The following is a 13,966-nucleotide window of genomic DNA, read 5'->3' on the forward strand; positions in this document are numbered from 1 at the left end:
TTAAAAAGCCCCGCTATTAGCGGGGCTTTTTAATGCCTATCAATAAATATGTGATAAAGAAAGTACACGCTTAAGATTTTATTAAACAGACATCAAATATAAAAAATGTACGCACTATTCACCATTAACATTATTAAAAAAACAAAACTTATGTTTATATTATTTTATCTTTAGATGGTATAAAACTGCTATTAGATCGTTTATTCAAGATATATGGTTACGGCTATTCATTTATAAAATGCATCTTATAAAGACAATATTTATCATTGTTTTCATCATCAGTTTTTATATTGAAATTTATAAAAACTACCTTTCATACCTTATATAAACCGTTTGTGCTATCCGATTCAATTAGTGCTAACAGTCTGTTAATGATATTGATATACTCTATTTAATTAAATAGTGTAGCTGAATTTAAGCGCTAAGGTTGCATGTAAAGCATCAGTTAACAATAATTTTAAATCTATTAGAGTTTGGCCATTCATGGCTGAAAGGAACAAAAATTATCTGGGTTGGCGTCTTATCAGTAAGGTGTTTACCTTGCTGTCAATACTGAGTATAAAGAATGAACTACGGTGATGTGTTTCGCAAAAGTGATTTAGGTAGAGCAGAAATAAAGTCTCAAAGTCTCGGTATATTGCCGCGAGAAGCGAGAACATTACTGATCATGATTGATGGCAAGCGCACGTATCAAAACTACTTTGATACGCTCGATAATAGCAAAATGTTTGCTGATTTTGGCGGTGTCGGATCTTTATTTGAATTGCTTGTGGAGCTTGAATATATTGAATTGATTAGTGCTGCTAACCCGAGTTCTCAAATCCAAACAGCGCCTCAAGTATCTACTGTAACCGAAGCATCGGCTATCTCTCAAGTGCTAGCCACTGAGCAGTCTCAATTCACAGACAGCTCATTTGATGTCAGTACTAAAATAGAGTTTGATCGTACTTTTAATAGCAAACCGCCTAATAAAATTGCAGAGGCTGGCAAAAAATCTATCGGTAATATATTTAAGTCAAAAGTTGCTGGTGCTAACTATGGAACCATTAAATCTGACTTGGCAACTTATATTGAAAAAAACGCACCGCCTGCAGAAGCGTGGGGTTATTTATTGGGGTTAGAGCAGTGTGAGGACAGCACGCAATTATTGCTGCTAGCACAAGAAGTACAAAAGAGCAGTAACATGAATCTGGCACGTGGTATGAGCGAATTTATCAAAAAAATCCAACAATCACGTTAGCCCATTTAGTGATAAACGTTTGAATTAGAGACACGCCCTAGTGCCGCCATTGTTGAATCATTAGAAATATCTGCACCGCCTCTTTTTATAAATCTAGCAAATTAATTGGAAAAAATTATGGAATCAGTCGACCTTTCAGAGTCAAGTCGTCTAAAAATGCTGCATGGTGAGCATATCATTCTACGTTTGACTTATATCAGTCGTTACAACAACAATAACCTCAGCGGCGAGGTGACTCGTATCCTTGAGGAGGCTCAGCAAAATAACGAGCGCAATGGTATCACTGGTGCTTTGGTGTTTAACCACAACTACTTTTTGCAAAGTATCGAAGGAGCAAGGCCGGTTATCAATGGCCTGCTTAGAAAACTTGTGCAAGATGAGCGTCATCATTCTCTGCAGGTGATAGAGTGCCGTGAAGTTGAGCAGCGTCATTGGAGTAAATGGTCAATGAAGTACTTGATTCCAAGTGAAGAAAACAAAGGACTGGCGTTAAAATTCTCGACAGGAAGTGAGTTCAATCCTTACTTAATGAGTACCAACCAAATCACAATGCTGATTGATAGATTATCTGAGCTGCAAGAGCAACAAGCAAAGAGTGACGTGCAGACCATTCAGAAGAAAAAACCTTGGTACGATTTTAGTTAGTCCATCGATACTGATAACCAGACCTGAACCCACGACACTTGTATGAGAGAAAAGCTATGAACTCAGTAACGACAGATGCACACATTTTAATCAGCATGACCTACGCCAGCCGTGCAAACCCAAATGTATCAGCGACCGATTTCAATGAAATACTACAGCAAGCTCAGACAAACAACGCTGCTAATGGTATCACTGGAATGCTCACGTTTAATAAAGATTATTTTTTGCAGACGATAGAAGGCCCAAGAGCGCAAATTAATCGATTGCTACACAGTCTCATCGTTGATAAGCGTCATCATGATTTACAGATTATTGACACACGTGAGCTAAAGCATAGAGAATGGTCAAACTGGTCGATGAACTATGCGTCTCCGACCGAAGAAAACGCCGCAATCTATTTGAAATACTCTACGACTATTGGTTTTAATCCTTATCTGCTAAATGCTGAATCTGCTTATGGGTTAATGAATGAGCTAAGTGTACAAAAAGGCTAAATAAAAGTCGTTAGGGTTTAGACAAGTATTCGTTCGCAAGCTCATATGCTTTTGCTACAGCGCCTAATTATTAGATGCTAATAAACCAGATTTATTAATATAGTGTATTAATGAATATTATTTTATTAAAAAACGAAAAAGTACTAATATTCAAGAATATCGCATTTAAGAAGTGCTGTAAAAATAGAAGTTTGTTGAGTTAAGTTTCAATAAGTAATTATTGTCGATAGCCATTTGCTATATAAGGTATAATGAATGCTTGTGGTTACCAGCAATATTTTTATTATTCATGTTCATTAAAATAATTATGAATAATCTTTGATTAATTAAAAATCAAATGAACCCTTAAAAACTATTAATCTTTTAATAATGCATGAGTCATCATTCAGGTATCTCAATAGGTACAATGTCTCTATTGAGGTGATATTTTTTTATCCGACAGTTGGACTTACTATGAGTAAAAATAACGCAATTGATTTAGATAACTTAAACGTAGATGAACTACGTGCCATCACCGAAAATGCACAGCAGCTTATTGCCAAAAAACAGCATCAGCGTTTGTACGATGCTTATATGCAGTTTGAGCAAATTGCAGAAGACAGCAACGCTACAATTGAAGAGATCTTAAAAGCTGGCGAAAAACTAGAGAAAAAACGCAGTATTAAATACCGTAATACTGATAATAAGGAAGAAACTTGGACTGGTCGTGGACGTAAACCAACGTGGTTGGTTGAAGCCCTAGCAGCAGGTCGTGATCTTGAAGATTTTGCTATCTAATTAGGCTATCCAACCAGATAGTTTCGAGTCGTAACACAGTACGAGACGGAGCGTAGCAGTCTTATGGATAATGGTTTATTTACAATCATTTAGCCATAAACGCTGAAGCTTTGCCAAATAAAAAAGCCAGTATCTCTATTGCCAATATTTTGGTAAAAAGATACTGGCTTTTTTTCTGTCATCTATAGGTCATTGTTTGTTATGATAATGACGTTTTTGTCTTATATAAGAGTTGTACAACCGTGGCCCAAGTATCTGAGTTGTCTCATAAGCGTCCCCGCAAGCTTTGGTGGCTGATCGGATTCGTATTGTTCGCCTTATTTGCTGTATTACAAATGCCAGCGGCATGGCTACTTCAAAAGTATGCACCCAATACGCCTTATGTGCAGCATGTGTCTGGCAATGTATGGCAGGGCTCTGCCATTTGGCAAATTCCTCTATCATCGACACCGCTCACAGGGATGGCCGAATGGTCATGGCAGCCATGGCAACTGCTCACAGGAAAGCTTGGTGCCGATGTGAATATCAACTCAGAGCAAACGAGGCTAAACGGACAGATAAAACTGGGTTTAAACTCATGGCAAGTCGATGATATGAGCGGAAAGATTGCCCCTGAGACTTTGGCAAGTGTGGTTGATTGGCAACTGCCTAATACGCCCATTCAAGTCAATGGCGTTTCGTTAAAGCGTCAGTCTAGCGACAATTCGTCATCGGAATCAGCTGAGAATGAGTCTGCTAAAAATGCGGCGGGATTTAGTGAAGCGGATGGTCAGTTGACCTGGGTTGGCGGTGAAGTCGGCTATCCTAGTGGTGGTAAGGTTTTTTATATTACTATGCCTGCATTGCGAGCTGAGCTGAGTGCTGAGCAAAAAAACAATAAAAACCTACTGCACATCAACCTACTGAACAATCAAGATAAGCGTTTGGGCGATCTGTATATAGACGGGGACAACATGCTAGATGTTAGTCTGACTCAGCGCCTATTAGAAAACATGCCTGAATACAAAGGGCAAGCACCGCAGGATACACCAGTCGTTAGTGTGCGCCAGCCACTGCTAGCTGGTCTGGGAGCGCCCTAAATGTCAAATATTACTGCCAGCCTAAAGCCTGTCGTGAATACTCTCAATCGTTTTTCAAGATGGTTATTGCTACTGGCAATTGCTTGGCTGTGTTGGACAGCGGCGCGTCTTTTGTGGTTACTATTAGCAGCGCCCTTAGCACCTGCTTTGCCACTAGCCCCTTTGCAAAACAATATAAAGTCTGCCAATGACTATAGTGGTTTGTTTGCGATATTTGCTGATCCTGACCCTATTGCAGCGGCAGTCCAGCCACCACCTAATGTTGAGCTTAAAGGCGTACTACTCGCCATACCGGAGAGTATGTCTTCGGCGTTACTTAACATTAATGGTGAGGTGAAAAATTACCGAATTGGTGATGGACTAAAAGACAGTGACTATATTCTGGTCGCTGTTGACTGGAATTCGGTTATTATCGCGGATGCCAATGATAAAGAAACAGTGATTAGCATGCCAGATGCTATGCCGCTAGATCAAAATGACATGCTGGCAGGCGGCGTCAGTAATCAGCGTTTGCCGGACAATAGTATGTTGCCGACTGCGCCTCAGACACTACAAGAGACGCCGCCTGAACCGGCAGAGACGAATGGTGAAAGCAGTCCGCAAACGGCGATTGAAGAGGCGGTCACCGCGCTGCAAGAAAATCCTGCCAGTTATTTGAGTAGAATGGGGGTGATGGCCTCAGGCGAGAGCTATCAAGTCACCGCAGCGATGCCGTCCAAATTACGCAATCGACTCGGACTAGAGCCAGGCGACAAAGTATTGACAGTAAACGGACAAAACGTGGGCAATAACCCTGCTCAAGATGCTGGCGTATTACAGCAAGTACAGCAAGCAGGCGAAGCACAAATCGAGGTTCAACGTGGTGAGCAAGTTATTACTATCCGTCAACAGTTCTAATAAGACGGACTTTTAGCAAAGATTACTCGTTAAAAACTCAGTACATATGACGCAATATCACTGTAGGTAATTATCAATATGGTAAGTTTTCATCAATTTTCAGCCACACCTTTACACCGTATCCTGCCGCGTTTGATGCGCCTGTGTCGTCCTCTTTGCCTGGCGGTACCCTTATGGGCTGCTAGCATGGGCCTAGCGAATGCTGAGAGCTGGAAGGTCAACTTGCAAGATGCTGATATTAAAGCCTTTATTAATGAGGTAGCGACCATTACTGACCAAAACTTTGTCCTTGATCCTCGTATCAACGGCAATGTGACGGTCATCTCGAACAAAGCCTTGTCCCGTGATGAGATTTATCAGCTGTTTTTAAGTGTCATGCAGGTCAATGGGATTGCAGCGATAGAGTCAGGTACGACGATCAAACTGGTGCCAGATAATGTCGCCAAGCAGTCTGGTGTTGCCGTTGATTTGCGTGGCAATAGTGTCGGTGAGTCGCTCGCAACCCGAGTGATTTATTTGACGAATACTCAAGCAGCAGAAGTATTGGGCGTTATAAGACCTTTGATGCCGCAGTCTGCACATGCCGCCGCTGTGCCTGGTGTAAACGCGCTGGTGCTATCAGATAGAGCTGATAGCCTGAACCAACTCACCGCCCTTATCCGTGATTTGGACAGCAACGTCAATGACAGTCTGCAAGTGATACCACTACGCCACGTCGATGCCGAACGTATGATGGAGCTAATTAGTGCCTTGGTGGCAAGCGCTGGTAGCGGACAAGCACAAGGTGGTAATAATCAGCTCAAAGTGATCGCTGATTCATCAAGTGATAGGCTGCTGGTCAAAGGCAGTCCTGAGATGATTGCCAAAGTGCAAGAAATGGTTAATCAATTAGATACCACACCGACAAGGCGACTGAGCGGTTTACGTGTCTTTCGCTTAAAGTATGCCAGTGCTAGCCATATTGCCGATATGCTACGAGGGCTGCTTGCTAATCAATCAATTAATAGCGCTGGTGCCACCTCAACGTTAGAGTCCGCTTCTTTAAATGATGCCAGCACAGGTGCTACCATTAACAGTGCGGCGAGTGAGAGTATTGGCAGTAGCAGTAGTACATCAGTTGTGCCTGCTAGCAATACAGGTGGAAGCGGTACAGGCGTTGGTGGCAGGCCTTTTAGTATCATCGCTGACGAAACACAAAATGCCGTCATCGTCAACGCTGCGCCTGAGCTGATGTTTGAGATTGAAGATGCGGTCAACCAATTGGACAGTCGCCGCGCACAAGTCTTAATTCAAGCCGCTATCGTTGAAGTTTCAGGCGATGATGCAACCCAGCTAGGTGTTCAGTGGGCGCTTGGTAATGCCAATAGTGGTTATGGTGTCGTCAACTTCAATAATGTTGGTGCTAGTGCGACAACCTTAGCAGGTGCTGCATTAGCAGGCAGTAGTGTCGCGGGTGCAACAGCGCTTAGTCAGGCTGCCAGCTCTATCGTTGGTGCATTGGTTGGGATTGGCGATAGCCGAAAAGACAGTCAGGGTAATACGGAATTTTATGGGGCGATCTTGCAGGCGCTTGATAAATCTACCAGTGCCAATCTATTGTCCATGCCGTCTATTTTGACATTGGATAATGAAAAGGCCAGTATTTTAGTGGGTCAAAACGTACCTTTTGTGACGGGTTCCTTTACCACTAGTGGCAACAACTCAAACAACCCTTTCCAGACCATTGATCGGCAAGATATCGGTATCAATTTGAACGTCATCCCTCACATTGGTGATAATGGCACCGTACGCTTGGAAGTCTCACAAGAAGTCTCTAGCATTGCACCGACTAGTAGCGGTGTAAACGGCTTGATCACCAACAAAAGTCTCATTAATACGACGATTTTAGCAGACGATCAGCAAACCATCGCTCTAGGCGGCTTGATGCGTGACAACAGTACGACCAGTCAACAAAAAGTCCCAGGGCTTGGCAATGTACCAGTGATTGGCAGATTATTCCGTTCTGATAACGACAATACCCAAAAGAGCAACTTGATCATATTTTTGCAGCCAACGATCTTGCGTGATGGCGGCGCGGTCGCGAGTGTGACCGAGCGTAAATTCAATCAAATGCGAGTGCTACAATTGGTGATTGATAAAAACGGCACCATCAAACAATTGCCCTTAAGCGGTACAGAAGGTTGGGATGGCAATGTCGATGCAGACTATGAGCTAATGCCGCTTAACCCACTCATTCCTAAGCGTGATCAAACCCCGCGGTCAACCTCTCAAGGTTTCACCAAGGTAGACAGTCCTAACAGTAGTGGTATGACGACGTATCCTCTCAATCGTTAAAGCAGTTATTAATCACCACTTTAAACAACCGATATCTTCAAGCAGCACAGGCCAATGTACGATGTAATAAACAAAAGTTACATCGTACATTGGCTTGCGTATTCGTAACACAGATAAACATAGCCATAGCCATATTTTACGTATACTAAACATTAGTAGAATAATGTCATATATCTGCTTTTTACGTTCTAAGGTTTATGGTTAAATGAAAGGTAGAGATCAACAATGGCAAACTATGAAAAATTAAGAAAGTGGCTGGTCTTGAGTGCGGTTGCTACGGCATTATTGGTCATCCCTCGACGCAGTAGCCGAAAAGCTGATGAGATGACTGACGCTAATATAGCAAATTCGAAAAGTAAGGGCAGTCATCACGGTGAGAAGGATGCCTAACAAGGAATCGTAACGCTTTATATTGAACGCGGCATTGCTTGAATAAGCTGTTACTACAGCCATTTGTATAATATGATGATTGACAAAGTATTTTGCTAAAGACGTTATTTTTGGAGTGTATCAGTGTCTGTTCTTGAGTCATCGACTAAGGCAAAACAAGTATCAACCAGTATGTATCCCCTTATCGATACACACACGCATTTCGACGCGCCAGTATTTGATAATGATCGAAAGCAGCAGGTTCAAAGCGCTTACCATCAAGGTATACGTCATCTCGTACTGGTTGGTTATCTGTCTCAGCATTTTGAGCGTATGTACGACACTAAGCAGTGGATCGATAAGTTATCAAAGCGTTTTGGCATAGATACCGATGAGCATAACGAGTCTGATTTCTGTACGCATATTGCGTTAGGCTTACATCCTTTTTATATCGAGCAGCATACTGATGCTCATCTAATGAAATTGGCGCAAATGGTTGCGGATAGTCGACCATTAGCCATCGGTGAAATCGGCCTAGATACCTTTACTGATGCAATGAAAGAGCCTTTTGTTTTTGATAAACAAAAGCGGTTCTTTGAGGCGCAGCTAGATATCGCTGTGACCCACCAGTTGCCCGTGATGCTTCATATTCGTAAGGCGCATGCCGAAGCGCTCGCCATATTAAAAGCGCACAAATACGATGCTTATAAATTGGGCGGTATTGCACATAGTTTTAGTGGTGGTGAACAAGAGGCCAAAGCTTTTGTAAAACTAGGGTTCAAGCTGGGCGTTACAGGACAGGTGACCAATCCGAACGCCAAAAAACTGCGCCGCGCTATTCAGGCCGCTGTGGATACATATGGTATTGAGTGCTTAGTGATTGAGACAGACTGTCCGGACATGACACCGATTATGTGTCAAAATTCAAATAGTCAGCATTCAGCCGTTGGACAAAGCCCAGACAATGAATGGGAGGCAGCCCACACACATGATAGGAATGTTCCTGCTAATTTGCCTTGGGTGTTGTCGAGTTTAAGTGAATTATTGGGTGTCTCACAGGATAAACTTGCTAAACAGTTATGGAAAAATAGCTGCGATGCCCTAAAAGTAAACTGGGCCTACCCAACATAATTATTAAACTTATAATTAAACGATGAAGCAAGCACAGTCAAAATATTTAAGAAGAGTATTTAAAAAGCCATGAATGAAACCAGACAAATTGAGCACCCAGTCGTAGAGCCAGTCACTGCCGAATATGATAATGTACAAGCTGGCGTGGATGAAAAGGATGAGCAGTATGACCGCCGTTTTCAAGGTACGCGCACGCTTTATGGCACATCAGCTGTCGATACGTTTGCAGCGTCGCATGTTTATATCATTGGGGTAGGCGGTGTTGGCTCTTGGGCAGCAGAAGCGTTGGCGCGAACGGCAGTAGGAACCATTAGTTTAGTTGATTTGGATGTGTTGGTTGCTTCTAACGTCAATCGACAGCTACCAGCGCTAGACAGTACTTTTGGTCAAAGTAAAATCGCAGCAATGGCGGCACGTATTCAAGAGATCAATCCTCAAGTCACCTTAAATCTCGTTGATGATTTCTTGACCGTCGAAAACGTCGCAGCGCTACTGCCGGGTCGCCATGAAGCGAAAGCAGCCGCTGATCAAGGTAGACCTACTGTGATTTTAGATTGCGTGGATGATATGAATGCCAAGCTAGCGATTGCCCTACATTGCCGTTTTAATAAATTAAAGCTGGTCTGTGCAGGCGGTGCGGGTGGTAAGATAGATCCAAGTCAAATAAGAGTGAGCGACTTGCGTGATAGCTATCAAGATCCATTGCTTGCCAAATTGCGTAATAAGCTGCGCCACGAAAAAGGCATCAATAGCGCGCTAAAAGAGAAGTTCGGTATCAAATGTGTCTATTCTACTGAGCCACCACATGTGGATAAGAGCTGCCAAACAGGCGGGCTACAATGTGGTGGTTATGGGTCAGCAGTAGTCGTCACATCGGTGGTCGCAATGATTATGGTGAATGAAGCGTTACAATTATTGATAAAGCAGACGAATCACCAATCGAGCGTCTGATATTATTTAATGGAGTCTATCTTGTCTATATCTAACTCACCTAAAAGCAGCTACCCAGTAGCGGTAGATGAAGTAGAACGTGTCAACAAGTTGAGAAAATATCAGGTACTCAATGAAGATGAGGAGCCTGCATTTGATCGACTCGTTGCACTCGTGAAGCTGTTTTTTGATGTGCCGGTGGTAACGATCACTTTTATGGATGAGGAAACGCAATATTTAAAACCAGCCTGCAAATTCGACAGTATGCCTGACAGTGTCAGTATGGCACCACGTGAGACGGCCTTTTGTAATTATACGATATTGTCCAATGATATGTTGATAGTAGAAGATACATTAGAGGATAGTCGTTTTAGCCAAAACCCAATGGTTGTTAATGCACCCTATCTACGATTTTATGTTGGCGCCCCGATTATTTTACATGAAGACAATAAGACTTACCGTTTAGGCACTTTATGTCTCATGGATACCAAGCCCAACCATAGCTTTAGTGATCAACAAAAAGAGATATTGGCACAGTTTGCGCTGATGGCAGCAGATGCGTTGAAGCTGCAGGATAAAGAACGCGATGCCAAACATGCTAATGAGATGAAATCGAACTTTTTGGCCAATATGAGTCACGAAATACGGACACCAATGAACGGTATCATTGGTATGGTAGAGATGCTAGGTGACACGGAACTTAGTGCTGAACAGCGAGAGTATGTAGATAATATCAAAATCTCTAATGAGCATTTGATGGTGATTATTAATGGGATTTTGGACTTATCGAAAGTTGAGTCTGGAAAAATGTATATTGACTCTATTCCACTCAATTTATCTACATTATGTAATGAAGTGGTTAGCCTATTTTCTATCAAGGCACGTCAACGAGGTTTGACGCTAGATTACCATTATACCGAGTCGTTATCACCTTATGTAAAAGGGGATCCAGTACGCCTCAAACAAATCATCGCAAATCTTGTCAATAACGCGATTAAGTTTACCCGTGAAGGCGGGAGAGTGAGTATTGATGTCAAGCATATGAATAATTGCTATCGCGAAAATATTGACAAAAATAGCATGAGGCAGGAGACGTTAGAACGTAAGGCGGATAAGAATATGACCTTATGTATCGAGGTCACAGATACAGGTGTCGGTATAAAAGCTGAGTCTTTAGAGGCAATATTTGATGCTTATGATCAAGCCAATAAATTCACGCATCGCCTATATGGTGGTACAGGTCTTGGGCTCTCCGTCTGCAAGTCTCTTGTCGATCTGATGGGTGGGTATATTTGTGTCGATAGTACCGTAGGCGTTGGTACTACATTTCGAGTGTTATTGCCGCTACCGACTATCGATGAAAAGAAATACGAAGCATGGCAAGACTCTCATGATCTCACAATGGCAGAGCCTAGCCACGAGCGTGCAGGTCATATATTATTGGTAGAAGATGATACTGTTAATGCCATTATTGCCAGAAAGGCACTGACCAATAGCGGTCATACCGTCACTCATGTGACTGATGGCCAGCAAGCGATTGAAGCTTTTGCTTTGTTTCCTAAACGTTATGATGTCATCTTGATGGATCATCACATGCCGATTTTGGATGGCGTACAGGCTACTATTAAGCTGCATGAGCTTTATGACCCTCAAGACCTACCACCTATTATCGCTTTGACTGCCAATGCCATGGATGGAGAGCGTGAAAAGTACTTAAAAGTTGGTATGCAAGATTATTGCACCAAACCTTTTAAACAGGAGCAGCTAAATGCTTTGGTACAATATTGGTTGATACAAAAACAATTGGAAGAAGAGTAGGCCACAGGTCATTATCATGATAACTGCTATGACAATGACGATTAAATATTAGGCGCTACTAACTAGATAATAGGGGCTACTAAATGTTAAAGGTGGCTCTATGACAATAAATACAGCCGCTGTAAATAAAAAAAGCTTAACCGTTTATATAGCGGTTAAGCTTTTTTATTAGCGATCAGCACAACAATCTCAGCGATCAATCACGCTTATTGCGCTATTAGTTTACACGAGTTTGGTAGTCACCCGTACGCGTATCAACACGGACGATTTCACCTTGCTGTACAAATAGCGGTACACGTACCACGGCACCAGTTTCTAGCTTAGCTGGTTTACCACCGCCGCCTGAGGTGTCACCGCGTACACCAGGATCAGTTTCTGTGATTTGTAACTCAACGAAATTAGGCGGCGTTACTGATAAAGGCGCGCCATTAAATAAAGTAATGATGCACAGTGCATTACTGTTCTCTTTTAGCCATTTGGGTGCATCGCCTATGGCGTTTTTGTCAGCTTGGATCTGCTCAAAGCTTTCAGGATGCATAAAATGCCAAAACTCGCCATCGTTGTATAGATAGTTCATTTCGGTATCCATCACATCAGCCGCTTCTAAGCTGTCGCCTGATTTGAACGTTTGCTCCAATACTTTACCACTACGAAGATTGCGCAGCTTAACGCGGTTAAAGGCTTGACCTTTACCAGGCTTAACAAACTCGTTTTCAAGAATGGCACAAGGGTTGCCATCAAGCATGACTTTTAGACCAGCTTTAAATTCATTAGTAGAAAAACTTGCCACAAGAGACTCCTAGGGGTTGTAGATATGGTAGTAGATAGATATGAGGCTGACTGTACCAAAAGTTGCTGCCAAGCCAAGTGCTTACGTATTAGCGGTATACTTTGATAGGGTAGACACTAAGGGCGTATAATATCCGATTTTGGGCACAGGTAGTAGGCTGTCATGATAAACCATTTAATCACACAAAAAAACTGGCAAACGCAATTATCGGAAGCCATTACCTCTGTTGACGAGCTGCTCAGTCTCCTAAAACTTGAATCATTGCGCGCAGACGTCTATGTGCCGAAGCATTTTGAGCTGCGTGTGCCGCGTGGCTTTGTAGCAAAAATGACCATCGGCGACCGTGATGATCCGCTATTAAAACAAGTACTGCCAGACAAGCAGGAGCAAATCAATGTAACGGGCTATGTGGCGGACCCTTTAAGCGAAAATAGCCAAAATCCTGTCAAAGGAATGCTTCATAAGTACCAATCAAGAGTATTACTGACGATCACTGGGGCGTGCGCGATTCATTGTCGCTACTGTTTCCGTCAGCATTTCGACTATAGTGCCAATATGCCAACTGCTGATGTAAAAGAAAATATCATCAACTACATCAGCGCGCACCCTGAAATCAATGAAGTGATTTTGAGCGGCGGTGATCCCTTAAATGTGACCAATAGACGGTTATTTGCATGGTTAGATACTTTGGAGCCTATCCCGCAGCTGACGACGATTCGACTACATACTCGTCTACCATTGGTTATTCCAGCCCGGTTAGATGACGCACTATTAGACAGACTGTCTCAAAGTCGCTGCCGTATCGTGATGGTCATTCATTGTAATCATGCCAACGAGATTGATGCGCTGACAGCAGAATACCTGCAACGTACTCGCGCCGCTGGCGTGACGCTGCTGAATCAAGCAGTACTATTAAAAGGTATTAACGATAATATCGATGCTCAGACAGAATTAAGCCAGCGTTTGTTTGCTTGTGGCGTGCTACCGTATTATTTACATGTTTTAGACAAAGTGGCTGGTGCTGCGCATTTTGATAGCGACGAGCGGTCGTCAATTGAGCTCTACTGGTCGTTACTGGCAGCATTACCAGGATATCTGGTACCTAAGTTGGTAAGAGAACTGCCGAATAGGCCATTTAAGGTGCCGATTGACATTTACAATCGCGATTAATATAGGCAATATAGGGTTTCGCAAAAATTACTAAACAAAGGATGATTTTTATTAAAATCATCAGCCAATTGTTAATGGTTTTAATAATAGAGCGTTCAGGGCTGTTATGCTCATCTATCGATGGTATCGCGAGAATATTGTCGCATAGAATGCGAATATATCTAATGAACGCCATATGTCATTTGATTTTACGACTTTGACTGCTTTAATTCATATACTGCTATATAGCATTTAAAAATACACTATCTGGAAGTACAGCGGCTAAGCATTGATGGTACGGCTTCCTTAAAAA

The 13,966-nt window shown here is 42.5% G+C and carries 12 protein-coding genes; 11 read left to right on the forward strand and 1 reads right to left on the reverse strand.

What is annotated here, in order from left to right; translation table 11 throughout:
* Positions 1–565: 565 nt before the first annotated feature.
* The 10 genes from I3255_RS06495 (at position 566) to I3255_RS06540 (ending at position 11,714) form a co-directional block, all read left to right on the forward strand.
* Positions 566–1,240 carry a hypothetical protein gene (locus I3255_RS06495; protein ID WP_238038059.1) on the forward strand — a complete coding sequence of 225 codons (675 nt, stop codon included), beginning with the start codon at positions 566–568 and terminating at the stop codon, positions 1,238–1,240.
* Positions 1,241–1,357: 117 nt separating this feature from the next.
* Positions 1,358–1,885: a BLUF domain-containing protein gene (locus I3255_RS06500; RefSeq protein WP_238038061.1), complete on the forward strand. Its 528-nt coding sequence runs from the start codon at positions 1,358–1,360 to the stop codon at positions 1,883–1,885.
* A 56-nt stretch (positions 1,886–1,941) separates the two neighbouring features.
* Positions 1,942–2,379 (forward strand): BLUF domain-containing protein, encoded by a 438-nt coding sequence (locus I3255_RS06505; RefSeq protein ID WP_238038063.1) that lies wholly within the window; start codon positions 1,942–1,944, stop codon positions 2,377–2,379.
* A gap of 453 nt (positions 2,380–2,832) precedes the next feature.
* On the forward strand, positions 2,833–3,156 hold the full coding sequence (locus I3255_RS06510; protein WP_201602568.1) for an H-NS histone family protein: 324 nt from the start codon (positions 2,833–2,835) through the stop codon (positions 3,154–3,156).
* Positions 3,157–3,398: 242 nt separating this feature from the next.
* A complete protein-coding gene (gene gspN / locus I3255_RS06515; RefSeq protein WP_238038065.1) occupies positions 3,399–4,235 on the forward strand; it encodes a type II secretion system protein N in 837 nt (278 codons plus the stop codon).
* Positions 4,236–5,132 (forward strand): type II secretion system protein N, encoded by an 897-nt coding sequence (locus I3255_RS06520; protein ID WP_238038067.1) that lies wholly within the window; start codon positions 4,236–4,238, stop codon positions 5,130–5,132.
* A 78-nt stretch (positions 5,133–5,210) separates the two neighbouring features.
* The gene (gspD, locus tag I3255_RS06525) at positions 5,211–7,466 is read left to right on the forward strand and encodes a type II secretion system secretin GspD (protein ID WP_238038070.1); all 2,256 of its coding nucleotides are present in this window, start codon (positions 5,211–5,213) and stop codon (positions 7,464–7,466) included.
* Positions 7,467–8,027: 561 nt separating this feature from the next.
* Positions 8,028–8,966, forward strand: coding sequence for a TatD family hydrolase (locus tag I3255_RS06530; protein WP_238038216.1), 939 nt, complete (start codon positions 8,028–8,030; stop codon positions 8,964–8,966).
* Between the two features lie 69 nt (positions 8,967–9,035).
* A complete protein-coding gene (locus tag I3255_RS06535) occupies positions 9,036–9,917 on the forward strand; it encodes a tRNA threonylcarbamoyladenosine dehydratase (RefSeq protein WP_238038072.1) in 882 nt (293 codons plus the stop codon).
* A 21-nt stretch (positions 9,918–9,938) separates the two neighbouring features.
* Positions 9,939–11,714 (forward strand): GAF domain-containing hybrid sensor histidine kinase/response regulator, encoded by a 1,776-nt coding sequence (locus I3255_RS06540; protein WP_238038074.1) that lies wholly within the window; start codon positions 9,939–9,941, stop codon positions 11,712–11,714.
* 217 nt (positions 11,715–11,931) lie between these two features.
* Here I3255_RS06540 and efp read toward each other — a convergent pair whose 3' ends face one another.
* Positions 11,932–12,504 carry an elongation factor P gene (gene efp, locus I3255_RS06545; protein ID WP_201602581.1) on the reverse strand — a complete coding sequence of 191 codons (573 nt, stop codon included), beginning with the start codon at positions 12,502–12,504 and terminating at the stop codon, positions 11,932–11,934.
* Between the two features lie 162 nt (positions 12,505–12,666).
* Here efp and epmB point away from each other — a divergent pair, with 162 nt between their 5' ends.
* A complete protein-coding gene (gene epmB, locus I3255_RS06550; RefSeq protein ID WP_238038076.1) occupies positions 12,667–13,674 on the forward strand; it encodes an EF-P beta-lysylation protein EpmB in 1,008 nt (335 codons plus the stop codon).
* Positions 13,675–13,966: the final 292 nt, after the last annotated feature.

Origin of the sequence: Psychrobacter sp. Ps6, from assembly GCF_022129235.1 — a bacterium.
Classification (GTDB): domain Bacteria; phylum Pseudomonadota; class Gammaproteobacteria; order Pseudomonadales; family Moraxellaceae; genus Psychrobacter.